23 protein-coding genes are annotated in these 24503 nt (G+C 54.9%); 13 read left to right on the top strand and 10 right to left on the bottom strand.

The annotated features are described in order from the left end of the window. Positions 1–88: 88 nt before the first annotated feature. From PMI41_RS04010 to htpX, 5 genes are all read right to left on the bottom strand, one after another. Complete coding sequence (locus tag PMI41_RS04010; RefSeq protein ID WP_008122042.1) at positions 89–1321, bottom strand: MFS transporter; 1233 nt, start codon at positions 1319–1321, stop codon at positions 89–91. Positions 1322–1363: 42 nt separating this feature from the next. Continuing rightward, positions 1364–2419 (bottom strand): aldo/keto reductase, encoded by a 1056-nt coding sequence (locus PMI41_RS04005; protein ID WP_008122040.1) that lies wholly within the window; start codon positions 2417–2419, stop codon positions 1364–1366. A gap of 129 nt (positions 2420–2548) precedes the next feature. Then, positions 2549–4258, bottom strand: a complete 1710-nt coding sequence (locus PMI41_RS04000) for a heparinase II/III family protein (RefSeq protein ID WP_008122038.1) — start codon at positions 4256–4258, stop codon at positions 2549–2551. 59 nt (positions 4259–4317) lie between these two features. Continuing rightward, positions 4318–5691 (bottom strand): RsmB/NOP family class I SAM-dependent RNA methyltransferase, encoded by a 1374-nt coding sequence (locus PMI41_RS03995; RefSeq protein ID WP_008122037.1) that lies wholly within the window; start codon positions 5689–5691, stop codon positions 4318–4320. Next, the gene (gene htpX / locus PMI41_RS03990) at positions 5688–6656 is read right to left on the bottom strand and encodes a zinc metalloprotease HtpX (RefSeq protein ID WP_008122035.1); all 969 of its coding nucleotides are present in this window, start codon (positions 6654–6656) and stop codon (positions 5688–5690) included. The genes PMI41_RS03995 and htpX overlap by 4 nt, the downstream gene beginning before the upstream one ends. Before the next feature lie 127 nt (positions 6657–6783). On the opposite strand from htpX, the gene PMI41_RS03985 reads away from it, so the two are divergent. Then, positions 6784–7029 (top strand): DUF1674 domain-containing protein, encoded by a 246-nt coding sequence (locus PMI41_RS03985; protein ID WP_008122033.1) that lies wholly within the window; start codon positions 6784–6786, stop codon positions 7027–7029. Between the two features lie 10 nt (positions 7030–7039). Here PMI41_RS03985 and PMI41_RS03980 read toward each other — a convergent pair whose 3' ends face one another. Beyond that, entirely contained in the window at positions 7040–8374 is a 1335-nt protein-coding gene (locus tag PMI41_RS03980) for an MATE family efflux transporter (protein ID WP_157179310.1), read from the bottom strand. A gap of 250 nt (positions 8375–8624) precedes the next feature. Here PMI41_RS03980 and PMI41_RS03975 point away from each other — a divergent pair, with 250 nt between their 5' ends. The 4 genes from PMI41_RS03975 (at position 8625) to PMI41_RS24550 (ending at position 11244) form a co-directional block, all read left to right on the top strand. Next, positions 8625–8918, top strand: a complete 294-nt coding sequence (locus PMI41_RS03975; protein ID WP_008122031.1) for a type II toxin-antitoxin system RelE/ParE family toxin — start codon at positions 8625–8627, stop codon at positions 8916–8918. Then, positions 8919–9221, top strand: a complete 303-nt coding sequence (locus PMI41_RS03970) for an addiction module antidote protein (protein WP_008122029.1) — start codon at positions 8919–8921, stop codon at positions 9219–9221. 392 nt (positions 9222–9613) lie between these two features. Further along, positions 9614–10894 carry a cyclopropane-fatty-acyl-phospholipid synthase family protein gene (locus PMI41_RS03965; protein WP_008122027.1) on the top strand — a complete coding sequence of 427 codons (1281 nt, stop codon included), beginning with the start codon at positions 9614–9616 and terminating at the stop codon, positions 10892–10894. A gap of 65 nt (positions 10895–10959) precedes the next feature. Continuing rightward, positions 10960–11244, top strand: a complete 285-nt coding sequence (locus tag PMI41_RS24550) for an excalibur calcium-binding domain-containing protein (RefSeq protein WP_008122025.1) — start codon at positions 10960–10962, stop codon at positions 11242–11244. A gap of 327 nt (positions 11245–11571) precedes the next feature. On the opposite strand, the gene acs is transcribed toward PMI41_RS24550, so the two are convergent. From acs to PMI41_RS03940, 4 genes are read right to left on the bottom strand one after another with little or no spacing between them, the layout of a single operon-like run. Then, a complete protein-coding gene (gene acs / locus PMI41_RS03955) occupies positions 11572–13524 on the bottom strand; it encodes an acetate--CoA ligase (RefSeq protein WP_008122022.1) in 1953 nt (650 codons plus the stop codon). A gap of 31 nt (positions 13525–13555) precedes the next feature. After that, positions 13556–13969 carry a type II toxin-antitoxin system VapC family toxin gene (locus PMI41_RS03950; RefSeq protein ID WP_008122020.1) on the bottom strand — a complete coding sequence of 138 codons (414 nt, stop codon included), beginning with the start codon at positions 13967–13969 and terminating at the stop codon, positions 13556–13558. Next, positions 13966–14208: a hypothetical protein gene (locus tag PMI41_RS03945; RefSeq protein WP_008122018.1), complete on the bottom strand. Its 243-nt coding sequence runs from the start codon at positions 14206–14208 to the stop codon at positions 13966–13968. The genes PMI41_RS03950 and PMI41_RS03945 overlap by 4 nt, the downstream gene beginning before the upstream one ends. Before the next feature lie 60 nt (positions 14209–14268). Further along, a complete protein-coding gene (locus PMI41_RS03940; RefSeq protein ID WP_008122017.1) occupies positions 14269–14931 on the bottom strand; it encodes a YggS family pyridoxal phosphate-dependent enzyme in 663 nt (220 codons plus the stop codon). A 280-nt stretch (positions 14932–15211) separates the two neighbouring features. Here PMI41_RS03940 and leuS point away from each other — a divergent pair, with 280 nt between their 5' ends. The 8 genes from leuS to PMI41_RS03900 all read left to right on the top strand — a co-directional run bounded on the left by leuS (position 15212) and on the right by PMI41_RS03900 (position 24488). Then, the gene (gene leuS / locus PMI41_RS03935) at positions 15212–17842 is read left to right on the top strand and encodes a leucine--tRNA ligase (protein ID WP_008122015.1); all 2631 of its coding nucleotides are present in this window, start codon (positions 15212–15214) and stop codon (positions 17840–17842) included. Continuing rightward, positions 17829–18410: an LPS assembly lipoprotein LptE gene (gene lptE, locus PMI41_RS03930; RefSeq protein WP_008122013.1), complete on the top strand. Its 582-nt coding sequence runs from the start codon at positions 17829–17831 to the stop codon at positions 18408–18410. Before leuS ends, lptE begins: the two co-directional genes overlap by 14 nt. Before the next feature lie 27 nt (positions 18411–18437). Beyond that, entirely contained in the window at positions 18438–19562 is a 1125-nt protein-coding gene (locus PMI41_RS03925) for an AAA family ATPase (RefSeq protein WP_008122011.1), read from the top strand. Between the two features lie 170 nt (positions 19563–19732). Then, positions 19733–20680 (top strand): aliphatic sulfonate ABC transporter substrate-binding protein, encoded by a 948-nt coding sequence (locus PMI41_RS03920; protein WP_008122009.1) that lies wholly within the window; start codon positions 19733–19735, stop codon positions 20678–20680. Positions 20681–20704: 24 nt separating this feature from the next. Beyond that, on the top strand, positions 20705–21868 hold the full coding sequence (gene ssuD, locus PMI41_RS03915) for an FMNH2-dependent alkanesulfonate monooxygenase (RefSeq protein ID WP_008122007.1): 1164 nt from the start codon (positions 20705–20707) through the stop codon (positions 21866–21868). Further along, complete coding sequence (locus PMI41_RS03910; RefSeq protein WP_008122005.1) at positions 21865–22644, top strand: ABC transporter permease subunit; 780 nt, start codon at positions 21865–21867, stop codon at positions 22642–22644. Before ssuD ends, PMI41_RS03910 begins: the two co-directional genes overlap by 4 nt. A 9-nt stretch (positions 22645–22653) precedes the next feature. Further along, entirely contained in the window at positions 22654–23460 is an 807-nt protein-coding gene (locus PMI41_RS03905) for an ATP-binding cassette domain-containing protein (RefSeq protein ID WP_008122002.1), read from the top strand. 17 nt (positions 23461–23477) lie between these two features. Continuing rightward, complete coding sequence (locus PMI41_RS03900; RefSeq protein WP_008122001.1) at positions 23478–24488, top strand: isopenicillin N synthase family oxygenase; 1011 nt, start codon at positions 23478–23480, stop codon at positions 24486–24488. The last annotated feature ends 15 nt before the right edge of the window (positions 24489–24503 follow it).

The raw sequence follows: 24503 nt of genomic DNA, 5'->3' as shown, positions 1-24503 counted from the left end.
ATGGTTCGCATTATTGCTAAAAGAAGTGAGCGAACACGGCTTGGCCGTTAGCACAGGCCGCGCCGGAATCCTACCTTTTTGCGTAAGTTCACACGGGTGATTTCGCGGTTCTCTCGGTAGCAAACACGCTTAGAACGATTAGCCCCATGACAGCTCCGGTGACGCAGGTCGCCCACCAACCGCCATAGAAATAGCTCGCGGCAGCGATGGCTGATCCACTGGAGCCGATCAGGAAGACGATCGTCATATAGACCGCATTTAGCCTCCCGCGTGCTGCATCATTCAGTGAAAAGATAATGCGCTGGCTTAAAATCTGATTGGTTTGCACCGCACTGTCGATAAAGATTGCAGACAGAACAAGTGCCGCGATAGAGATGGCCGTACCGGCCCAGCCTGCTATGAGAAACCAGAGTGTTAGCGTCATCATTGCGATTGCTGTTCCCTGCCGGGTGTAGCCACGGTCAGCGAGGCGCCCCGCGATGGGTGCCGCCAGAGCGCCGGCAGCACCGGCCAGCGCAAACAGTGCGATCTGGCGCTGGCTGTAGCCAAACTGCTCCGTCAGGAGCAGCGGAATACCCGTCCAGAACAGGTTGAAGCTGGCGAAGATGATGCCCTGATAAAAGGCGCGGCGCTGCAAGGCAGGCGTGGTGATAAGCAGGTTCCACATGGATTTGAGGATTGCGCCGTAGTGCATGCCGCCTTGCGGCTGACGCTTTGGCAGGGCAATGCGCAAAAGGACGAGTACAGCCAGCATTGCTGCTGCCGATATCCAGAAAATAGCGCGCCAGCCAAATTCGGAAGCCACGAGATTGGCCAATGGCCGCGCCAGCATGATGCCGGTCAAAAGTCCGGCCATGACATTGCCAATCGTCCTGCCGCGCGAAGCCGCCGGAACGAGATGCGATGCAAAGGGAACAAGCACCTGCGCGCCGCAGGCGAAGAAACCAATGGCGAAGGATGATATCAGAAATGTCATTGCCGAGCCGGATAATGCAGCACCGGCAAGCCCAAGCGCGGTGCCGCCAAGGGTCAAGAGGACCAGACGGCGGTTTTCAAAAAGGTCGGCAAGCGAAACGAGCAGCAACAGGCCCGCGCCATAGCCAAGTTGAGTCACCGTAACAATAAACCCGGCCATGCCGCCATGCAGATCAAGATCATCGCTGATAAGCCCGATCAGCGCCTGAGCATAATAGATACTGCCGACCATCGCGCCGCAGGCGAAGGCAAACAGGAAAGTCAGTGCAAGTGACAGGCCATTGGGCTCGGCAACCGCAATTTCAGGTTCGCCGGGCTGAAGCGCAGGATTGTTTGAATAGGCCATTTATGATCTCGCTGCCGGTGGCCTCCCTCCGCCGGTTTCTGGTTATTTCTTCAAGTGAGGTTCGATGAGTGAAAGGTCCGCTGCGGATAGCCGGTCAGATGCTGTGCGGGCCTGATGCCAATAGGGATAAAGCAACGGCGGTTGGCTGACCGCATCAAGGCTTGCGCGCTCGTCTGCTGTTAATGCGAGATCAGCGGCCTTGAGATTATCCGCAAGCTGCTCATCCGTTCTTGCGCCGACTATGAGTGACGTTACCCCTTTGCGGCCAAGCAACCATGCAAGAGCTACCTGAGCCGCCGAAACCTTATGCGCCTCGGCAATGCCAACAAGGACTTCTATGATATCGTAGAGGCGCTCTTCATCGCGGATTGGCGGCTCACCCCAGTTGGCCAATTGGCGGGTGCCTTCCGGTGTCGCCTTGCCACGGCGGTATTTGCCAGAAAGCAGACCTCCGGCAAGAGGGCTCCAGACGAGCACACCCACATTCTGGTCAAGCGTTGCCGGGATCAATTCATATTCCGCATCACGGGATTCAAGGCTGTAATGGATTTGCTGGCTGACCGGGGCGATGAATTTTTCCAGTGCCGCAACGCCCATCGCCTTCATCAGGTGCCATGCGGAAAAATTGGATACGCCGACATAGCGGACTTTGCCTGAGCGTACGAGGGTATCAAGCGCTTCAAGGGTCTCATCGAGAGGTGTCAGACCATCCCATTGATGCAGTTGATAAAGGTCGATATGGTCTGTACCAAGGCGCTTGAGGCTTATCTCGGCGGCACGGATCAGATGGTAGCGGGACAGACCCGCATCGTTGATTTCTTCGCCCATACGAAAGCGTGCCTTAGTGGCAATGAGAACCCTGTCACGCTTGCCTTTCAAGGCTTGCCCCAGAATCTCCTCGGATGCACCGTTTGAATAAATATCTGCCGTGTCGAAAAGATTGATGCCCGCGTCGAGCGCCATGTCGACTTGCCGCTTTGCCCCTGCAAGATCGGTGTCGCCGGTTTTGGCGAAATTACCCTTGCCGCCAAATGTCATGGTTCCAAGACTGAGCGCAGATACTTTAAGACCGGAACGGCCAAGCTGACGATACTCCATGGATCGGCTCCTGATGGTATGACTGGAAATGGGATTGTGCCGGCGAGCGCGGCAATGACTGTCGCCCTCCTATAGCCGATTGGGGAGCTTTTGTCGCCCCGTTGTCGTACAAGATTCAGTGATATTGTCTTAGCCGTAAACGCCAAGCGACGTGCGGGTGAACTGCCATTCAACTTCCGGACGATTGGCTGCGTTGACCGAAAGTGTGATCTGGCGGGTTTTCACAGGACCGCGGAAACCGGCAAAGAAAAGCGAGTCTTCAACAAAAGGCTGGACTGTCGAGGAGAACATCCAGACATCATCATTCTCAGCCTGGAGAACGATGAGCCCATGATCGTCGACACTGACATTCACTGCAGGGTGAAGATGAAAACGAATGACGATTTCTTCAGCGCCTGTCTGACGCAATGGATTTCTACCGGCAGCAAAAAAACTGTCTATGCCCTCGATCACGCTACCATTGTGCGACAGGACGATCTGGCGTTCATGATAAATGCCGAAAGGCCGGACATAGCCATTGTGATTGGCGACAAAGCCAATCGTTCCGGGTTTTTCAATGCGTTCAATATTGACCTTGTTCGGACCTGCAATGATGGGCGTGCCTATCATTGTCGACAGGCCGGATGTGTTGCTGAAACGGCAGGACGAGGTGTCGTTGATGGTGGCGGTTGAATGTGCAGCCGTAGAGCGCGCCAACGGGCGAAACTCGGCCGGTCCGTAACGGTCAACGCCAGCATTGACGATGTAACGGCTGCGGCCCGAGGACATTTCGAATGACAGGCAGCCTGCATGGGCGTCACGTGATGCCGTAACGGGCGGCGCGAGGCCGGTGTCTGCGATAATTGTCGTTGAATCCATGGACAGGCGTTCGTAACCGGAATGCGCCGCATGGATCAGCGGCAGGCCACCAATATCGTCGTGCCGTAACACGGCGATAACTCGTTCGGGCATGGTTGCGCCAACACCATTGAACAAGGCAAGACTGCCATCATGGTGGCGGAAGAATCGCAGTGCCGGCAACATGCGCTCTATGGCTTCGATCAACGCTTTCGGTGGTGCTTCCTGCCCGCTCGCATAGGTCTGGCGCAAGGGCAGCAGATCGGCCAGCAGCTCAAGTATTGCCAGTGGATTGCGCGAGATGTGTCCGCCGTCGGGCAATATCTGTCTCGTCAGTTCCAACTCAAGATTGCGCCGCGCGGAGCGGGTGGTGCTGGACGAAACAGGCAATGCCAAAGCTGCCAAAGCCAGCGCAATACGCGCACGCAATTTTTCCTCGCCATCATCCATGACGGCAGCCATGGTTCGCAGATAACGAACCTGCATCGCCAGTGAGCGCATGAACTGGCGATAGGTACGAAGCTCGGCACCGGCGAGAATCAGATTGGAATGCTGTAACCAGGCGATAATGCGCTGTGCGGTTACTTCAGGTGCCCAGGCAGGTCCGCCAATGGAACGGCCATGGGTGGTAATCCAGTCGCCAAGCAATGCCCGCGCATTTGCTGTGGCAAGCTCCGTGCCTGCGGCACGCAGATTGCGCAGCCAGCCGAAATTATGCAGAGCGACCTGCCAGGCGGCGTTAGGCGGCTCGACAAGAAAAGGCGAGCGCCCGCCGGTTTCTACTACACGACCAGCCAGCGCAAAACGGCCGTGATAGAACTCTTCCGCGAGCTGCGGATCGGCAGGGCGCAGATCCTGTGGAGCAATAAGTACGCGCTCGGGGGTGAAACCGGTAAACCGCCAACGATAGAGCGGTCCCATACGCACACGTCTGCGAAAACGGCGCCAAAGTTGCGCAGTTGCAAGTCCCCATAGTTGCGGTGTTTCGCTCAGCGCGACCATATTTATTGCTTCGAAATTTGTCGACAGTCAGCGATTATGCAGCCAGAACAGTTAAAACTTTAGTATTTTCGGCGGAACCGGGCGGCAAAGAAGCCATCCATGCCGGAAAGTGCGGGATTTTCATGCGGCAGGTCCGCAGGTGTTGAACGGACAAATCCCTCTTTCGTGATCAATTCAGCCACGCCGCCAACCTCTTCTTTCGTGACCGGCACGAGTTCAATGGCGGGATTTTTAGCGAGAAGATCAAGCGACACGACCTCGCCTTCAAGTGGATCGAGAGAGCAGTTCGAAAACACCACGATGCCGCCCGGACGAACAATTGTTACCGCATGGTCGAGTAGCCTCGCTTGCAGATTGGCAAGTTTGCGCACGTCTTCGGGCGTCTTTGTCCATGGTACATCGGGGTGACGGCGCACTGTTCCCGTCGAGGAACAGGGGGCATCAAGCAGTATCGCATCAAAAAGCTCGGCTGGATTGTAAGCTGAAAGATTTGCTTCGACTGTTTCAGCCGTCAGACCCAGACGCTCAAGATTGCCACGAAGACGCTTCAGCCGGTTGGCCGAAAGGTCAAGCGCGGTGACATTTGCGCCCGCATGGGCAAGCTGGGCAGTCTTGCCGCCCGGCGCCGCACACAGATCCGCAACGCGCTGACCCTTGATGTCGCCAAACAGCTTTGCAGGGAGGCTGGCTGCGGTGTCCTGCACCCACCATTCGCCTTCTACAAAGCCGGGAAGTTCGGTGAGCGAACCCTCAACGGTACCAAGCCGCACGGAGCCTGTCGGCAAGGCAATACCACCAAGCTTTTCCGCCCATTCTGCTGCATCACCTTTTACGGTCAGATCGATAGGCGGCTCTTTCGCCTGTATATCGAGAATGGCCTTGGCCTTGTCATTGCCATAGGACGCAACAAGCGTCTGCTCAAACCATTCCGGCACATTGCTGGCACCAGCCTTGAACGTATCTTTCTCGCGGGACAGGCGGCGCAAAACAGCATTCACCATGGAAGCAAAGCGGCGATTGCGCGGGTCATTATTCGCTGCGGTTACAGCAAGATCAACGGCAGCGCGGTCCGGAACATCGAGATAAAGAATTTGCGCCGCCGCAACATGCAGAAGGTGCTTCAGTGCTACTGCATTTTCAGGCAATGGCCGGTCGATCATCTGGCTGATCGCCGCGTCTATCGTGCCGCGATTGCGCAGGGCTGCGCCAAGAATGGCGCGCACAAGCGAACGATCGCGGTCTTCAAGCTCCATATATTGCGGATGACCATTGCTGTTGTCGGTCAAACCATCCAGCGACGTGTGCTTTTCAATGACAGCTCCAAGCAGGCGTGTGGCGCATTGGCGCGCTGCCAGACCCGGGCGGTCTTCTGCATCGATATAATCTTTTGGCTTTTTACCGAATGGGCGTTTGGTACCGTGCTCCACACTCATGCCCATGGGCCTTTGCGCCCGCCGCCATTACGGCCCCAGGGTGATGGCCTGTCGTCCTGTATTTCTTCCTCAGCCGGCGCTTGAACCGGACGTCCCTGCTGTGGTGCCGGTTGGGCCTGACGGAACTCCTGCGCCATGGCCTCCAGAGCTGCTATGCGATTTTCGGTTGCGGGATGGGTTGAAAACAGACTGTCTGCACCGCGACCGCTCAAGGGGTTGATGATGAACAATGGAGCCGATGCCGGGTTGCGCTCGGCATCCTCATTGACGATCTGCTTTGCGCCACGCGCAATCTTGTTGAGGGCAGATGCAAGCCAGAGCGGATTGCCGCAAATCTGCGCGCCGCGCCTGTCGGCGGCATATTCACGGGTCCGGCTGATGGCCATCTGCACAATCATTGCTGCGAAAGGCGCAACGACCATGGCCACGATAATGCCGATGAAGCCAAGGGGATTATTGTTCTGGCGGTTTCCGCCGAAAAACATGGCGAAATTGCCGAGCATTGAAATGGCACCGGCCAATGTCGCGGTGATTGTCATGGTCAGCGTGTCGCGATGTTCGACATGGGCAAGCTCATGCGCCATGACAGCCGCTACTTCCTGCGGGGTCAGGGCCTGCAACAGTCCGGTACTGGCTGCTACAGCGGCATTTTGCGGATTTCGTCCGGTCGCGAATGCATTGGGCTGGGCGTTCTGTATCAGGTAAACCTTGGGCATCGGCAGGTTGGCATTGGCCGCGAGATCGCGCACGATGCCATAATATTCCGGGGCGTTGGCTTCGTTGACTTCGACGGCATTGTGCATTCTCAGCACCATCTTGTCGGAATTCCAATAGCTGAAAAGGTTCATGCCCGCAGCAAAGACAAGGGCGATCATCATGCCGCCGGTTCCGCCGATGAGAAATCCGACGCCCATGAAAAGGGCTGTCATGAAGGCGAGCAGCATTCCTGTGCGCATTACGTTCATGGCTGAAGTCTCTCTTCCGGTAACATTATGATAGGCAAGGTTATTCCTTTTATTGCGTTCATTCCGCTATATGATGGTGTTTCGCATCGCAAGCTTCAATGATCAGTATATTCGGAATGAGTATAACATGACCCCATCCAATTCCGGTGAAGAGACTTCAACGCCGCCGCAGGCCGATAATGACGATCAGCGACCGCGCCCGAATTTTGACCAGTTGCCCGCTGCCGCGCAACGCGCCTTGAAGGAAGCCGAAGCACGGCACGCAGCGGAAAAAGCAGAAGCGGACAAGCCTCGCGAAATCGGCGGGCGAGGTGGGAAAGACCCCGCCCGGTTTGGTGATTGGGAAATCAAAGGCCGCACGATCGATTTTTAGTGGGCGGCCTTTACCGAATAACCTCGATCCCGAGTTTTTCACGGCGCAGCCAGCGGCTCAGCAGCAGAAGTGACGCCACGGCAAGGCCGACAAGCAGCCCTATCCAGATGCCAACACCCTTCATATCGAGCCAGAAGGCAAAGGCTACCGACAGGGGTAGACCAATGCCCCAATAGGCAATGGCAGCGTAAATCATCGGAATGGTTGTATCATGCAGGCCGCGCAACATGCCGGCGGCAACCGCTTGTGCGCCATCGAAAATCTGAAACAGTGCCGCAAGAGCCAAGAACGAAACCGCCAGAGTGACAACCTCGACATTTGCGGGACTGTGAATGTCGATAAAGACACCTATGAGTTGCAAAGGCGCGATTATCATCAGCAAAGCCGTGAGCGCCATGAATCCTGTGCCGGCAGTAAACGCTACCCATCCGGCCCGCTTTATGCCTGCAGGGTCCTGCGCACCATAGGCACGGCCGACGCGCACGGTTGCCGCCTGCCCGAAGCCGAGCGGCACCATGAAGCTTATCGATGCAATCTGGATTGCGATGGCATGGGCAGCGAGCGAATTGGGACCGATAAGTCCCATGAGAAAGGCTGCTGCGTTGAAGATCGTGACCTCAAAGCCGAGGATCGCAGCAATAGGCAATCCAAGCCGCATCAATTGGCCATAACGTGGCCAGTCCGCACGCCAGAAACGGCCAAACAGATGATAGCGCCGGAAGCGGCGATCAAGCGAGATGACAATGACCAAACCGACAAACATGAGTACGGAGGAAAGAGCCGTTGCAATGCCCGAACCAACGATTCCCATTTCAGGAAACCCGAAATGGCCGAAGATCAGCGCATAATTTGCCAGTGCATTGAAGCCAACTGCCATAAAGGCGATGACCAGTGCCCAACCCGGGCGCTCTAAGGCTGCCATGAACGAGCGCAGGACAACATAGAAATAGAACGGCAGCACCGCCCATTGCAGGGCCCGGATATAGGTACCTGCTTCCGCTGCAAGATCGGCATCCTGACCCATAGCCAAAAGGATTGGCGTGGCATTCCACAAGGCGATCCAGATGGGAATGGAAATGGTTACACCGATCCACATGCCCTGACGCACGGTACGGCGCACATCGCGAACGGAAAAACGGTTGCGGCCGATCTCGCGCGCAATCATTGGCGTTGTCGCGGTCATGAGACCAAGTCCGAAAATCATCGGTATGTAGTAAAGATTGGTGCCGAGAGCGCCTGCAGCCAATGCATGCGGACCCAACCAACCCAGCATCATTACGTCGGTAGCGGTCATCGCAACCTGAGCCACATTGGTCAGGATTATCGGCCAGCTCAAAGTGAGCATCGCTATGATTTCGTCACGCCATACGCGCTGCGGCACGGCATCTTGATTTGTTACCACCGACATTGTTCAGTCTTTCGAAGGGGAATGCCTTTTTGAAAGGCAAGGTGCACCATTTTCAGGCAAATCAGGTGGTATCATTATTTGCCAGAGGAAGCAAAACCTTGGGCTATGCAATTGAGGGTTGGTGTCGCGCAGAGGTACGTTCTGTCATGATGCGAGCATTGACATTTTGTGATTTAAAAAATACATTATGCAGATTAAGCAGACTGAAATTTACGAAGAATGGGAACGAGGTATAACAGATGTTCGGCTCAGAGCAGCGATCGCTGCGCGGCTGTATCGTTTAGCAAATGGATTGGAGGGTGATGTAGCACCCGTGGGTGAAGGCATCAGTGAGCTTCGCATTCATTATGGCGCAGGTTATCGCATTTACTTCCAACGCTGTGGGAGCACGATTATACTTCTTTTGTGTGGCGGGAATAAAAGCTCGCAGCGACGAGACATTTTGAATGCAAAATGGTTAGCTAAGAACTGGAACGACTAAATGGTGATTAAACTCTATGATTACGACCCAGCGGATGCCTTGACTTCCGATGAAGCCATAGAGGTGTTCTTGGCCGATGCGTTTGAAACACGCGATGCCACCTATATCGCAAAGGCGCTTGGCGTCGTTGCCAGAGCAAAAGGAATGACAGGAGTAGCGCGCGATACCGGTCTTGCGCGCGAGCAGCTTTATCGATCCTTGAGCGAAAATGGCAATCCGACCCTTGCCACTACGCTCGCAGTTTTGAAAGCTCTCAATGTTGGGCTCACCCCACACATAGGTAAATCAAACCCAACTAATTAAGCCAAAAAGGAAAGGGCCACCCCGAAGGATGGCCCCGTAATTCCGTCTGGCCTAAGGGCCTATACCCGGCGTGAGCCGGGGACACCGTTTCAACGGAGAGATGATCCCCGCAGAGTAGCATCAGACGCCTTGTGGCACATATCGAAATCACTAGACATCGGATCACCTCCTTTACGTTCGTTGAACACATGGAGAGAATGGGGTGCCTTTTTACAGATTTCAAGAGAAAAAGTAACTTTGACATGCCGCATTGCCGACAAATGGACGTTTCCGCGCTGTTTACCAGGCGGGTGTTGCCGGAAAACCGTTGGACAGTTTTCAGAAACCTGCTTAGAGCAAATCGAGTTTCATAATTTTCATGCAAGCACTGATGCAGTGCCTGGAGGCAAGAAATGGCAGCTGAGCACCGGGCAGCCCGAATTATCCGCACCGTAATCGATCTGATCGAGCCGCAATTCTCAGTGGAGTTGTGGGATGGAACCCGCATTGGCGATGTGGCTGATGGGCCCGTATTGGTGATCAATGATCCCATGACCGTACGCCAACTCGCCCTTAAACCGAATATTGGCTCCATCGTCGAATTGTGGGTTTCCGGCCAGATTGATGTGAAGAATGGAACATTGTTTGACCTTGTCGAGCGCGGGCCAAAGGGCAAGCTGAAAGAGAAAATCAAGGCATTGCCGAAATGGCAATTGCTTAAGGATGTTCCTGCTCTGCTGCTGGGCGGCGGCAAAAGCGGATCATCCGGTCTTGGCGGTAAAAACCCTTACGTCAGCGGTTCCAACAAGGAGGCGATCACGCATCACTACGATGTGTCGAACGCGTTCTATCAGCTCTTTCTTGATGACCGGATGGTCTACACCTGCGCCTATTTTACTGACTGGAACAACACTATCGATCAGGCGCAAGCCGACAAACTGGAATTGATCTGCCGCAAACTGCGCTTAAAACCCGGTGAACGGCTTCTCGATATCGGTTGCGGCTGGGGCGCCATGCTGATCTATGCTGCCAAGCATTATGGCGTTACCGGCACAGGCGTTTCCCTGTCGGAAGCACAGACGGCACTGGCACGCGAGCGCATCAAGGCCGAAGGTCTTGAGGACAAAATCACTATTCACGTCAAATCCTATGAGGAACTGGCCAAAGATCCCCAGATGCGTTTCGACAAGATATCGTCGATTGGCATGTTCGAAGCGGTCGGGATTGCGCATTACGACACTTATTATTCAAGCGTACACAAGCTGCTCAAGCCGGGCGGACTGTATCTGCATCACGCCATCACGCGCCGCATGAAACGCAACAAGAAAGCCTTTGGACGCAAGAGTGCCGAACATCTGGCATTGGTGAAGTATATTTTCCCGGGCGGTGAACTGGATCATCTGGGTATGACAGTCGAAAACCTCGAAGGTCATGGTTTTGAGGTGCATGATGCGGAAAACCTGCGCGAGCATTACGGCAAGACCTGCCGTATCTGGGCCGACCGGCTGCATGCCCGCTTTGATGAGGCCATTGCAGAAGTAGGTGCACCGAAAGCTCGTCTCTGGCTGCTTTACCTAACGGGCTGCGCTCTGGCATTTGAACGCGGCACTGTGCAAATCAACCAGACACTGGCTTCCAAGCGCAAGCGCGGGATATCCGCTGTGCCGCAAACGCGGGCTGATTTGTATAGATAGAAGGTAGTATAGACAAATCTACTTCTAGTTGTAGCGTAGCATGAGTACCATTGTCAGGGGTATTCATGCGCGTTTCTGCCTTCGTATCTTGTTTGTTTGCGGCGACATTCTTCGGCGTTGCGGCCAATACTGCCCCGCTGTTCGAAACGGGCGAAAGGCCATTGCAATCGCCATGGCTTAAATTGGTGGCCCGTATCACCTGCAAGCAAGTGAGTTCCTGCGAAGAAGCGGTGCAAATCTGGTGCGATGGATATGGCCGCGCAGACGGGGATAGCGACGGAATCCCTTGTGAGAACGTCTGTAGCTCCAAAGAAGAGGTCGATCTGATCAGACAGCAAATTGGCTGCTGATAGCTCCTGCGTGCAAACGTGTTGTGCGTGCTTCGCGCCCTTCATACCCGCGGCTTGCATCATGAGGAGCATTTACAATGTTGGAAGCTAATTTAGCTGCAGATCCTAAAATGCGTGGTTCGACGGGGCTCACCATGAGGAAGGTTGGTTATTGCAGAAACCTCATTTGAGAGGCTGCAAGCAACCCTGCCATGCACAATCTTCCTCATGGCGAGCCGTCCTGAGCTTGTCGAAGGGCGAACCACGCATTGATGATATTGCAAGCGTGCTTATGGAGCTAACGAGTCAAAGGCGACCCCACGTAACTAGATCGCCAGTGCCCGAGTATCAGCCCTTCTTGTTTTGTCTGTTTGCAATCAGGTCATCGACAACGGCCGGGTCTGCCAGTGTCGATGTATCGCCAAGCGAGCCGAAATCATCCTCTGCGATCTTGCGCAGAATCCGGCGCATGATCTTGCCCGAACGTGTTTTGGGCAAGCCCGGCGCAAACTGAATTTTGTCCGGGGAAGCGATGGGTCCGATTTCCTTGCGGACATGGGTGATGAGCTCCTTGCGCAACTCATCTGTTCCTTCGAGACCAGCCATCAGAGTGACGTAGCAATAAATGCCCTGTCCCTTGAGATCATGCGGATAACCAACGACTGCCGCTTCGGAAACCGTATCGTGAGATACCAGCGCCGATTCGACTTCTGCCGTTCCCATGCGGTGGCCCGAGACATTGAGAACATCGTCGACACGGCCGGTAATCCAGTAATAGCCGTCCTTGTCGCGGCGGCAGCCATCGCCTGTAAAATACTTGCCTTTGTACGTAGAGAAATAGGCTTCAATGAAACGCTTGTGATCTCCATAAAGCGTACGCATCTGGCCCGGCCATGAATCGACGATGCAAAGATTGCCATCTGCAGCGCCTTCGACCACATCGCCTTCATTGTCGACAAGCTGTGGCTGTACGCCGAAGAAAGGCCGCGTTGCAGAGCCGGGTTTAAGAGCCGTTGCACCGGGGAGCGGGGTTATCAGAATACCGCCGGTTTCCGTCTGCCACCAGGTGTCGACAATGGGGGAGCGCTTTTCGCCAACCACCTGATAATACCATTCCCAGGCTTCCGGGTTGATGGGTTCACCAACCGAACCGAGAACACGCAATGACTTACGCGACGTCTTCTTGACCGGCTCATCGCCAGCACCCATCAAAGCGCGCAGGGCGGTGGGTGCAGTATAGAAAATATTGACCTTGTGCTTGTCGATGACTTCCCAGAAACGCGACACGGAAGGATAGTTGGGAACGCCTTCAAACATCAGCGTCGTCGCACCATTGGCGAGCGGGCCATAGACAATATAGGAGTGGCCCGTAACCCAGCCCACATCGGCGGTGCACCAATAGATATCGCCTTCGTGATAATCGAAAACATATTCATGGGTCATGGAGGCGTAGACGAGATAGCCGCCCGTGGTGTGCAGGACACCTTTCGGCTTGCCCGTAGATCCTGATGTATAAAGAATGAACAGCGGATCTTCCGCCTTCATCTTTTCCGGCTTGCAGTCGCCTTTTACCGAGGCGATTTCTTCGTGATACCAGAAGTCGCGGCTGTTGGCCCAGGTAGTCTTGCCGCCGGTGCGGCGCACAACAAGCACGTTCTTGACCATGACGTGGTGCTTGGCAGCGATGTCGATAGCCTTGTCGGTATTGTCCTTGAGCGGGATCGGCTTGCCGCCGCGCATGCCCTCATCGGCAGTAATAACGAAAGTGGATTCGCAATCGATGATGCGTCCGGCCAAAGCGTCTGGCGAAAAGCCGCCGAAGACAACGGAGTGAACGGCGCCGATGCGCGCGCAGGCCAGCATCGCATAGGATGCTTCCGGGATCATCGGCATGTAGATGGTTACGCGGTCGCCCTTCTTGACGCCATGCTTCTTCATCACATTGGCGAGGCGGCAGACCTGATCGTAAAGCTCGTTATAGGTGATCTTCTTGTCGAGGTAAGGATTGTCACCTTCCCAGATGATCGCAACTTGATCGCCACGCTTCTTCAAATGCCGGTCAATGCAATTATAGGCGACGTTGGTTACGCCATCCTCAAACCACTTGATGGAAACCTTGCCGGTGAACGAGGTGTTCTTGACCTTGGTATAGGGCTTGAACCAGTCGATACGCTTGCCGTGTTTGCCCCAGAATTTTTCCGGGTCCTTGATGCTCTGCTTGTACCAGCTGAGATAGGTATCATTGTCGATAAGCGCGTTTTTCTTCGCGCTGGCCAGCACGGGATATACCTTCTCGGACATTCATTTCCTCCACTTGAACGGTTTGTTTTATCTACTGAACCTGCCACGGATCAATGATTTGAAGCGGCAGGCCTGTAAAGTCTTTGGTATTGCGCGTTGCCAATGTGCCACCTACCACACTCACTATACCCGCAATCATCATATCGGCTAATGTGGCTGGCCTTCCTGCGGATTCACGCAAAGCGCGGTACTGTCCAGCCTTATATGCAGCTACATCGTCCAAGGGCAAAACGGGAAGTGTACGGATATAGGTTTCAAAGGCTGTGTGAAGCTGGTTTCTGCGCGCTCCCGCAGGCAGTCTCTGTATTCCAAATTCAATTTCAGCGATCGTGATCGAAGTTGTAGCGAGAGGCGTGTCATCAAGCCCGACAAGCCACTTGCGCAAGCCGTTGTCGGCTTTGACGCCTAGAAGCTCAGAAATAACGTTGGTATCAAGAACGATCATTGTTCAAAATTAACCGGTGGTCGATCATTGTGACGATCTGGCAATTCGAGTGCAACACCGTCATCTTCTCCGAACATTTCGCGAGACAAATCCCAAAGCTCTTTTCCGGTAATGCCGCCTGTTGCCCGCTTCAGAATTAGCCGTGCCTCTTCTTCCATGGAATGACCGTTCTGGGCGGCTCGAACACGCAACCGTTCTTTCACACCTTCATCGATATTCCGGATTGTCAGCATAGCCATTGGCAAACTCCATAAGCTCGGAAGCAAAAATGTATGCAATGCATGCAATGAAGTCAAATATTATCGCGTACCAAAGATTGCCGAACCAACGCGCACGGACGTTGCACCAAAACCGACGGCGGTCTTATAATCACCCGACATGCCCATGGAAAGTTTTTCGACTTTAGCTTCCTCTGCGATTTTACGCAGCAGGGCAAAATGCGGCCCGGGATTTTCATCCGCCGGAGGAATGCACATGAGCCCTTCAATGGTCAGGCCGTGGACATCGCGGCAACGCTTGACGAAAGTCACGGCATCTTTTGGTTCAATTCCGGCCTTTTGCGGCTCCGACCCTGTATTGACCTGCACATAAAGCTTGGGAAAGCGATTCTGTTTTTTCATTTCCATAGCAAGTGCAGCGGCGATTTTCTCGCGGTCGACAGTTTCGATGACGTCGAAGAGGGCGACTGCGTCCTCGGATTTGTTGGATTGCAACGGTCCGATGAGGTGCAATTCGACGTCGGGAAATTCCGCCCTGAGCGCTGGCCATTTGCCTTGTGCTTCCTGAACGCGGTTTTCTCCGAACACTCGTTGCCCGGCCTCCAGTGCGGGGCGGATTTCATCAGCGTCAAAGGTTTTTGAAACGGCGACCAGTGTTACCGAATCCTCCTTGCGCCCGGCTTCAACCGATGCCTTGCCGATTGCAGTACGAACGATAAAAAGTTGATCAACAACAGTCGACATGGCAGGTTCTTGTCCTATTTATAAGTTTCGAGCCGGTTTTAGCAGGCCCGATAAGTGTCAAGTGGTTGACGGTTCATCTAATACGTGGTGAAGGTCCGCCCAACTAGGGTGTGCGAGATTCACGCCATGGTGGCCTGCAAATGGCATTTTTCTACGTTTCCGGTACTGATGAACCAAAAGTTCACTCCGTTCCGGTTCACGAAAACGACCATTTTGGGCTCACCCTGACCTGAACTTCGACGCACCCTAATCCAGTATCCTTTGGAAGAGAATTCCGTTCATGGCAACCGAACGTTACAACCCGCGTGTGGCAGAAAAGCATTGGCAGAAAGTTTGGGACGATGCCAAGCTTTTTGAAACCAGCAATGATGATCCGCGTGATCCCTATTATGTGCTTGAGATGTTCCCCTATCCTTCAGGCCGCATTCACATGGGGCACGTGCGCAATTATGCGATGGGTGATGTTGTAGCGCGTTACAAGCGCGCAAAGGGTTTCAACGTTCTGCATCCCATGGGTTGGGATGCTTTCGGCATGCCTGCGGAGAATGCCGCCATGCAGAACAAGGTTCACCCGAAGGCCTGGACCTATCAGAATATCGATTCGATGCGCAAACAGCTGAAGTCCATGGGGCTGTCGCTTGACTGGTCGCGTGAATTCGCAACTTGCGACGTTGAATATTATCACCGCCAGCAGATACTATTCCTTGATTTCGTTGAGAAGGGTCTGGTGACGCGCAAATCTTCCAAGGTCAATTGGGACCCGGAAGATATGACGGTGCTTGCCAATGAGCAGGTCATTGATGGACGCGGCTGGCGTTCGGGCGCTCTGGTTGAACAGCGCGAACTGACGCAATGGTTTTTCAAGATCACCGATTTCAACGAAGAATTGCTGGGTGCGCTGGACGGGTTGGATCAGTGGCCGGACAAGGTGCGCCTGATGCAGCGCAACTGGATCGGCAAGTCTGAAGGCATGCTGATCCGCTGGGCGCTGGATGGGAACTCCGCCACGCCTGAAGCCGCTGAGATCGAAGTTTATACGACCCGTCCCGATACGCTGTTTGGCGCGTCGTTCATTGCTATTGCTGCCGACCATCCTCTTGCAAAGAAAGCTGCCGAGAGCAATCCTGCTTTGGCTGAGTTCAACGAGGAATGTCGCCGTGCCGGAACATCTGTTGCTGCGCTGGAAACGGCTGACAAGAAGGGCTTTGATACGGGTTTGCGCGTCGTCCATCCGCTGGATGCGAGCTGGACGCTGCCGGTCTATGTCGCGAACTTCGTTCTGATGGAATATGGCACGGGTGCGATTTTCGGCTGCCCGTCCGGCGATCAGCGCGATCTGGATTTCGCCAACAAGTATGGCTTGCCTGTTGTACCGGTTGTCATGCCGGAAGGCGGGGATGCGGCGACGTTCCAGATTACGGAAACGGCCTATGTCGACGATGGTGTGATGATCAATTCACGCTATCTCGACGGCCTGACCCCAGCGGCCGCTTTCGACGAAGTTGCGAAAAAGCTTGAAAACCAGACAATCGGTGGTCGCCAGCAAGGCGAGCGCAAGGTCAATTTCCGTTTGCGTGACTGGGGTATCTCCCGCCAGCGTTATTGGGGTTGTCCGATACCGATGATCCATTGCGACGATTGCGGTGTCGTGCCGGTTCCCAAAGCCGACCTGCCGGTGAAGTTGCCGGACGATGTGGAGTTTGACCGCCCCGGTAACCCGCTGGATCGTCATCCAACCTGGCGTCATGTCAAATGCCCTAATTGCGGAAAGGCAGCACGCCGCGAAACCGACACGATGGACACATTCGTTGATTCATCCTGGTATTTTGCACGCTTTACCGCTCCTTGGGAAAACGAGCCGACCAATCCGAAAGTCGCCAATCACTGGTTGCCGGTTGATCAGTATATTGGCGGTATCGAGCACGCGATCCTGCATCTGCTCTATTCACGCTTCTTCACACGCGCGATGAAGGTTGCCGGTCATCTGGACATAAGCGAGCCCTTCAAAGGCTTGTTCACACAAGGCATGGTCGTGCATGAGACCTATCGCCTTGGCACCGGCGCAAACGGCAATTGGGTTACTCCAGCAGAGGTGCGGTTGGAAGAAGCTGACGGCAAACGCCGTGCGGTTTTGATTGCCACCGGCGAGGAAGTCGAAATCGGCTCGATCGAGAAGATGTCGAAGTCGAAGAAAAATGTTGTCGATCCGGATGACATCATTGCGTCCTATGGTGCTGATACTGCCCGTTGGTTCATGCTGTCCGATTCGCCGCCTGAGCGCGATGTGATCTGGACGGAAGCCGGTGCAGAAGGTGCTCATCGTTTTGTGCAGCGCGTATGGCGGCTGGTTTCGGAAGCGGCTGAAGCTTTGCGCGGCGTGAAGCCGGTTGCGGCGAGAGACGGCGACGCCTTGCAGATTTCGAAGGCGGCGCATCGCACGGTCAAGCTGGTCGGTGAAGACCTTGAAAAACTGGGCTTCAACAAGGCCGTAGCGCGCTTGTACGAACTGGTAAACCTGTTGGTGGCACCTCTGCAGAAGATTGCCGCGGGAGAAGCCGACGCTGTGTCGACCGGCGCATGTAAGCAGGCAACAGAAATGCTGCTCTCCATGATTGCACCGATGATGCCGCATCTGGCCGAAGAGTGCTGGAAGGTGCTTGGCGGCGATGATTTGATTGCCCACCGGCCATGGCCCGAGTTCGATCCGGCGCTGATTGTCGAGAACGATGTCACCATGCCTGTGCAGATCAACGGAAAGAAGCGTGGGGATTTGACAATTGCCCGCGATGCGGATCAATTGACGGCCGAAAAGGCCGTGCTTGCGCTTGATTTTGTACAGGCAGCGTTGAATGGCAATTCGCCAAAGAAAGTCATTATCGTACCGCAGAGGATCATCAATGTTGTTGTCTGATCGTTGGATGCAGGGCTCCAGCCCCAAGCGTTTATTATCCCTGTGCGTTGTGGGATTGGCGTTGGTTGCAGGTGGTTGTCAGGTTCGGCCGCTTTATTCCGATTCAGCGCCTGCCGCCGGTAGCAGCGTTGGCGTGAACGGAAGCATGCGCTCCAAGCTGGCGAGTGTTTCCATCAATCAGCCTTACGACCGCGTTACGCAGGAAGTGCGTAATCACATGATCTTCCTGTTTGCCGGTGGTGCCGGTCAGCCTGCCAGCCCCGCATATTCACTGCGGCTCGTGGTAAGCTCAAAGAATCTGTCTCTGGCACTCATCCAGAACGCAACCAACGACAAATCAGGGCAGCCAACGGCAGGTTTGATTCGTATGACGGGTACCTATGTTCTGACCCGGACGTCAGACGGCAAGGTCGTTGGCCAGCAGACCCGGATCGTTACGTCGAATTATGATTCGCCAAGACAGCGTTTTGCAGCCACACGGGCGGCTCGTGATGCGAATAATCGTGCAGCGCGGGAACTTGCCGAGGCGTTGAACCTGAGTGTTGCACAGGACCTGTCCAAGTTCTGATTTTATGATTGCGGGCGGAAGCAATTGATGCGCCTGACCTCACTCTTTGCGACCGGTTACCGGTCGCTCCGCTCCATACGGCTCGATATTGGCCAGCTTGCGCTGTTCGTTGGCGAGAATGGTGTTGGCAAGTCTAATCTCTATCGTTCCATGCAGTTGATCAAAGCAGCGGCGGAAGGCTCACTTTCCTACGAAATCGCGCGCGAGGGTGGCATGCAGTCAGCCTTGTGGAGCGGCAAGCGCAAACCCGGGCCTGTTCGCATGGGCTTTGATGCGTGTTTTGAAGATGACGACAGCGGCATACGTGCGAATTACAAAGTAGAGCTGGGCCTGCGTCCGCCATTGGCAGCCGGCTTTGCTTTTGAACCCCAAATCAAGGAAGAGGGGCTGTCTATCGATAGCGGTGGTCGGCCGGTCGATATGATGGACCGCAAGGGTCCGGTCGTTTCTGCGCGGGATGATGCGGGCAGGCGCACACAATATCCCCTCAAACTGCTCGATTCGGAAACCGCGCTGGCTATTATCGGTGTCTCAGGCCGTTATCCCGAGATAGGCGATCTGCGGGCCACGGTTCTCGGCTGGAGGTTTTATCACGGCTTTCGCACGGACAGGGATTCGCCAATCAGACGCCCGGCCTTGGCCATTACCGCGCCCATGCTTGACGAAGACGGGCGAAATCTGGCGGCAGTTTTTGCGACGCTGGTTCATATTCGCGAAGACACGGCGGACCTTGATGCGTGCATTGCCGATGCATTGGGGGGCGCCATGCTGGACGTGCCTTTGCCGGGGGAAACGGCTACGTTTGGACTGCGATTGCCTGAGTTCCCACAACGGGTCTTTCGTCCCGAAGAATTGTCAGATGGGCAGATAAGGTTTCTTGCGCTTGCGGGGGCACTGATGTCCTACCGCCTGCCGGGTCTGGTTGCACTAAATGAGCCCGAAACCAGCCTGCACCCGTCAATGCTGCCAGCGCTCGCCGAGATGATCGCGCAGGCTGCCGCTCGCACACAGCTGTGGGTTGTGACCCACTCGCAAGTCCTTGCCGATGAGATAACAGCCCGGACGGGAATACGTTCGATGACAGTCGTGCGCAAGGATGGCGCAACTACTATTGAGGGCCTAAAACTCAGCGGCAGTTTCGGCGACGATTGAGTTAGAAGCGGTGCATATCAATGCTTCCGGACTCCCGTAGAAAATTAATCGTCTTTACTGTGCCTCTATGAAATTTCTTTTCTCTATTAGAGTGGTCGAGTTAAATAACATAGGTCCAATTCCATGTCGGGCGGAAGATTTGCCGCATGCCCGTAATGTCGAGAGGGACCATGACAAGACTGACACGCCGAGCTCTTGGAGCCATATTCTTTGCAGCAGCTTTCATGTCCTCCAGTGCGTTCGCGGCGGAGCCGTTGAAGGAACTAAAGATTGGCTATCAGAAAACAGGTCTGCCTGTGGTTGCCCGCCAACAGAAGGTGATTGAAAAAGCCATAGCGCCCGCTACGGTCAAGTGGGTTGAGTTCACTGCTGGTCCACCATTGGTGGAAGCACTCAATGTCGGCAGTATTGATGTTGGCTGGGTGGGTGATGCGCCTCCGATTTTCGGCCAGTCAGCAGGCTCTGCGATTGTTTATGTTGCCGCCCTTGCCTCCAATGGTGCCGGTGAAGCTGTCTTCGTAAAGCCGGAATCGGCAATTCAGTCGCTAGCCGATCTGAAGGGCAAGAAGGTTGGTGTTGGAAAAGGCACCAGCGCGCATAATTTGCTGATTGCTGCGCTGGAAAAGGCCAAGCTCGGATTTGATGAAATTACGCCGGTCTATCTGAGCCCTGCCGATGCCGCTGCTGCATTTGCCAGCGACAAGATTGATGCGTGGGCCGTTTGGGACCCATTCTTTGCCATTGCGGAAACTCGCTATAAGCCACGCGTTCTGGCTCTGAGCAGTGAAGTTTTGAACGTAAAAACCTATTTCATTGCCAATAGAGACTTTGCCGCTGCACAGCCCGCCGCCGTGACAACCACAGTCACTGCCTTGGGCGAGGCGGCGAAGTGGGCCAACGCGAACAAGGATAAAGTTGCAGAGGCGCTGCATGAGGTGACCGGTGTGCCGCTGGATGCGCAAATCCTGGCTGCAAACCGCTCCGTATTTAGCGTTGAGCCGATTACTCCGGAAATCATAGCTCATCAGCAGGAAACGGCAGACCGCTTTGCCAAGCTGAAACTCATTCCAAATGCGATCAAGATTTCCGATGCGGTTTGGACCGCACCAACGAATTGATCTAGACCTGACGGGACATATCCGATGACAGTTTCCGGTAGCACACTTCCACTGGATTTCTTCTGGTTCATCCCTACTCACGGCGATGGAAATTACCTTGGTTCTGAACAGCAGCAGCGCCCGCCGGAGCATGATTATCTCCGCGAGATCGCGCAGGCGGTAGACCGGTTGGGTTTTCCCGGCGTCCTGTTGCCGACCGGACAAAGCTGCGAGGATTCGTGGATTACGGCGGCCGGACTTGCCACCCAGACGGAGCGGCTTAAGTTTCTGGTTGCCCTGCGCCCGGGTGTTACCTCACCAGTCTTTGCGGCCCGCCAGACAGCGGCTCTGGACCGCCTCAGCAAAGGGCGGCTGCTTTTGAATGTTGTGGTTGGCGGAAATCCGAAAGAGCTTGCCGGAGATGGCGTTTTCCTGCCGCACGATCAGCGCTATGAGCAAGCTGCGGAGTTCCTGAAAATCTGGCGTGATCTGGTTTCCGGTGAAACCGTAAACTTTGCCGGCAAGCATTACCGTGTCGACGGTGGAAGACTTGATCTTCTGCCAACGCAGGAGCGCCCGCCGCTTTATTTTGGTGGCTCGTCTGATGCCGGACAGGATCTGGCTGCTGAGCAGGTGGATATGTACCTGACTTGGGGTGAACCTGTTGCTCAGGTGGCTGAAAAAATTGAACGCGCCCGTGCCAAGGCAGCACTGAAAGGCCGTAAGCTGCGCTTCGGTATTCGCCTGCATTTCATTGTGCGTGAAACCGAAGATGAGGCTTGGGCTGCGGCTGACCGCCTGATCAGCAAGATTACGGACGATCAGATAGAAGTCGCGCAGGCACGGTTTCTCAAGGAGATGGATTCGGTCGGGCAGCGCCGCATGGCGGAACTGCATGGTGGAAGACGTGACAGGCTTGTGGTCGCGCCAAACCTTTGGGCCGGTGTTGGTCTGGTTCGCGGTGGTGCGGGAACTGCACTCGTAGGATCTCCGGAAAGCGTTGCTGCACGTATCCGCGAATATCAGGAAATCGGGATCGATACGATTATCGGTTCGGGATACCCGCATCTGGAAGAAGCATACCGCGTTGCAGAGCTATTGTTCCCGGTGCTTGGCCTTGGCAATGCGAAACGCGAGCCTCGCCGGACACAGGAAAACGAGTTTGGCGTGGGCATTCATAGTCCCCAACGTTTGCAGGCCTCGTCGTGAGCAGGGCTCTCTCTTCATTTGGACGCAGCACATTGGGATGGCTTTTGCCCGCATTACTGTTGGCTGGGTGGGAAGGAGCATCGAGGGCGGGACTGATTCCCGCGAATGTTCTGCCTGCACCCTCTGCAGTCGGGGAAGCGTTCTGGAAACTGCTGCTTTCCGGCGAGCTTATCGAGAATATCCGCATCTCCACGTTGCGCGCATTGAGTGGCTTTGCGGTGGGCGGTCTCATCGGATTTTCACTTGGCCTTGCAAACGGTCTTTCGTCGCTCAGCCGTGAGCTGACGGACACGACATTGCAGATGATTCGTAATATTCCGCATTTGGCGCTGATACCTCTCGTTATTCTCTGGTTTGGCATTGATGAGGAAGCAAAGCTGTTCCTTGTGGCGCTTGGCGTGTTCTTTCCGATCTATGTGAACACATTGCTCGGCATTCAGGGTGTCGATCCTCAATTGGTCGAGATGGGGCGCATTTATGGAATGTCGCGACGGCAATTGTTCCTGCGGGTGATTTTGCCCGGCGCACTGCCTTCGATCTTTGTCGGCCTGCGTTATGCACTCGGGATCATGTGGCTGACCCTGATTGTTGCCGAAACGATCTCTGCTTCGTCCGGACTGGGTTATATGGCGATGCAGGCACGAGAATTCCTGCTCATAGATGTCGTGGTTCTTTCGATCCTGATCTATGCCCTGCTTGGAAAGCTGGCCGATGCGCTTGCGAGATTTCTCGAACGGCTTTCCTTGCAATGGCACCCGGCCTATCAAACTGTCTGAGGAACAAAGATGACCGCAGCAACTGTTACAGCACGCCGCGCCTTCACGGATACCTCGTTTGTGGCCCCGGGCGAACAGGCTGAAGAAGAGCAACTTACGCTTGCTTTTTCCTTTCGCAATGTAACCAAACAGTTCAAGGACAAACGGGTCCTGCAAGGCATCGACCTTGATGTGCAGGAAGGTCAGTTCGTTGCGATTATCGGCAAAAGCGGCTGTGGCAAGAGCACTTTGTTGCGGCTGCTGGCGGGACTCGACAGGCCGACGTCCGGCGCAATTGTATACGGTGCGGAAGCCAAGGAACAAAAGCGCACGCGCATCATGTTTCAGGAGCCGCGGCTTTTGCCGTGGGCGCGGGTTATCGCCAATGTTGAGGTCGGATTAACCGGCATCGAAAAGGGTGAAGTTGCACGCCGTAACAGTCAGGAAATACTTGCAGAGGTGGGATTGGCCGACCGTGGCGGTGAATGGCCTTCCGTTCTGTCGGGCGGACAACGGCAGCGTGTGGCTTTGGCCAGGGCACTGGTAGGCCATCCTTCCATACTGGCGCTGGACGAGCCGCTCGGTGCACTGGACGCATTGACCCGGATCGAGATGCAGCAATTGCTGGAGCGAATCTGGATTGCCAAGAAATTTACCGCCGTACTGGTAACCCACGATGTCACCGAGGCGGTCGCGCTGGCAGATAGGGTCGTGGTGATCGATAGCGGCCGGATTTCGCTTGATCTGACCATTCCGGTGGAGCGTCCCCGGCGTCATGCTTCGCCGGAATTGGCCTTTTATGAACGCCAGATACTGGATAGACTTTATAACCGCTGAACTTTGGAGAATTCGCAATGACCGGATCGCCGGCGAACACAACCCTCCCGACACTTGATTTTTCGCGGTATCGCGATCCGGCACAACGTGAGGGGTTCTTTGAGGATTTGAGGCATGCTGCACGCGAGTTCGGTTTTTTCTATCTGAGCGGCCACGGTATTTCGGACGAATTGCAAAAGCGGATTGTTGCAACTTCCAAAGAGTTTTTCGCGCTGCCCGAAAAGGAAAAGTTGGCGGTGGAGATGGTGCGTTCACCGCACTTTCGCGGATATACGCGTGCCGGTGGAGAACGGACCAAGGGCGAGGCGGACTGGCGCGAGCAATTTGATATTGGCGCTGAAAGAGAAGCCATACAGCAGACCGTACGCTCTCCCGCATGGTCGCGCTTGCAAGGTCCGAATCAATGGCCTGCCGGTTTGCCGGACCTCAAGCTGACCACCCTTGAGTGGCAGAGCGAATTGACTCGCGTTGCCATTGAGTTGTTACAGGCATTTGCCTTGGCTCTCGGTCAGGACGAAGACATTTTCAAGCCAATCTATCAGGATGCACCCAACCAGCACCTGAAAATCATCCGCTATCCGGGGCGCGACGCAACCGGAAGCAGTCAAGGCGTTGGTGCACATAAGGATAGTGGCTTCCTCACGCTGCTTTTGCAGGATGTGCAGGGCGGCCTGCAGGTCGAAAAAGATGGTGGATGGATTGATGCAACGCCGGTGCCCGGAACATTCGTCATCAATATTGGCGAGATTCTGGAACTGGCGTCGAATGGTTATCTCAAAGCAACAGTGCACCGGGTCGTGACACCGCCTTCCGGCAAAGACCGTCTGTCTGTCGCGTTTTTCTTTGGTGCAGACCTGAAGGCCAACGTACCGGTTTTAACCCTGCCTCCTGAGCTTGCAGCAGAAGCTGGTGGGGAAGATACCGATCCGGATAATCCTCTGTTCCGCGAAGTTGGCCGAAACTATCTGAAAGGCCGTTTACGCTCGCATCCGGATGTGGCGCAGAGGCATCATTCGGATTTGCTGTAAACGAAAACGCCCGCT

This window comes from Phyllobacterium sp. YR531, from assembly GCF_000282595.1.
In the GTDB taxonomy this organism is placed as follows: domain Bacteria; phylum Pseudomonadota; class Alphaproteobacteria; order Rhizobiales; family Rhizobiaceae; genus Phyllobacterium.
This window is presented reverse-complemented; position numbering and strand designations above follow the sequence as displayed.

Excerpts from the sequence above, each read along its gene's own strand:
- PMI41_RS24550 (WP_008122025.1), top strand. The coding sequence starts at position 10,960 with ATGCGCGTTTCTGCCTTCGTATCTTGTTTGTTTGCGGCGACATTCTTC.
- PMI41_RS03970 (WP_008122029.1), top strand. The coding sequence starts at position 8,919 with ATGGTGATTAAACTCTATGATTACGACCCAGCGGATGCCTTGACTTCC.
- PMI41_RS03985 (WP_008122033.1), top strand. The coding sequence starts at position 6,784 with ATGACCCCATCCAATTCCGGTGAAGAGACTTCAACGCCGCCGCAGGCC.
- PMI41_RS03905 (WP_008122002.1), top strand. The coding sequence starts at position 22,654 with ATGACCGCAGCAACTGTTACAGCACGCCGCGCCTTCACGGATACCTCG.
- PMI41_RS03980 (WP_157179310.1), bottom strand. The coding sequence starts at position 8,374 with ATGCTCACTTTGAGCTGGCCGATAATCCTGACCAATGTGGCTCAGGTT.
- htpX (WP_008122035.1), bottom strand. The coding sequence starts at position 6,656 with ATGAACGTAATGCGCACAGGAATGCTGCTCGCCTTCATGACAGCCCTT.
- leuS (WP_008122015.1), top strand. The coding sequence starts at position 15,212 with ATGGCAACCGAACGTTACAACCCGCGTGTGGCAGAAAAGCATTGGCAG.
- lptE (WP_008122013.1), top strand. The coding sequence starts at position 17,829 with ATGTTGTTGTCTGATCGTTGGATGCAGGGCTCCAGCCCCAAGCGTTTA.
- acs (WP_008122022.1), bottom strand. The coding sequence starts at position 13,524 with ATGTCCGAGAAGGTATATCCCGTGCTGGCCAGCGCGAAGAAAAACGCG.
- ssuD (WP_008122007.1), top strand. The coding sequence starts at position 20,705 with ATGACAGTTTCCGGTAGCACACTTCCACTGGATTTCTTCTGGTTCATC.
- PMI41_RS03900 (WP_008122001.1), top strand. The coding sequence starts at position 23,478 with ATGACCGGATCGCCGGCGAACACAACCCTCCCGACACTTGATTTTTCG.
- PMI41_RS04005 (WP_008122040.1), bottom strand. The coding sequence starts at position 2,419 with ATGGAGTATCGTCAGCTTGGCCGTTCCGGTCTTAAAGTATCTGCGCTC.
- PMI41_RS03950 (WP_008122020.1), bottom strand. The coding sequence starts at position 13,969 with ATGATCGTTCTTGATACCAACGTTATTTCTGAGCTTCTAGGCGTCAAA.
- PMI41_RS03920 (WP_008122009.1), top strand. The coding sequence starts at position 19,733 with ATGACAAGACTGACACGCCGAGCTCTTGGAGCCATATTCTTTGCAGCA.
- PMI41_RS03945 (WP_008122018.1), bottom strand. The coding sequence starts at position 14,208 with ATGGCTATGCTGACAATCCGGAATATCGATGAAGGTGTGAAAGAACGG.
- PMI41_RS03965 (WP_008122027.1), top strand. The coding sequence starts at position 9,614 with ATGGCAGCTGAGCACCGGGCAGCCCGAATTATCCGCACCGTAATCGAT.
- PMI41_RS04000 (WP_008122038.1), bottom strand. The coding sequence starts at position 4,258 with ATGGTCGCGCTGAGCGAAACACCGCAACTATGGGGACTTGCAACTGCG.
- PMI41_RS03940 (WP_008122017.1), bottom strand. The coding sequence starts at position 14,931 with ATGTCGACTGTTGTTGATCAACTTTTTATCGTTCGTACTGCAATCGGC.
- PMI41_RS04010 (WP_008122042.1), bottom strand. The coding sequence starts at position 1,321 with ATGGCCTATTCAAACAATCCTGCGCTTCAGCCCGGCGAACCTGAAATT.
- PMI41_RS03995 (WP_008122037.1), bottom strand. The coding sequence starts at position 5,691 with ATGAGTGTGGAGCACGGTACCAAACGCCCATTCGGTAAAAAGCCAAAA.
- PMI41_RS03975 (WP_008122031.1), top strand. The coding sequence starts at position 8,625 with ATGCAGATTAAGCAGACTGAAATTTACGAAGAATGGGAACGAGGTATA.
- PMI41_RS03925 (WP_008122011.1), top strand. The coding sequence starts at position 18,438 with ATGCGCCTGACCTCACTCTTTGCGACCGGTTACCGGTCGCTCCGCTCC.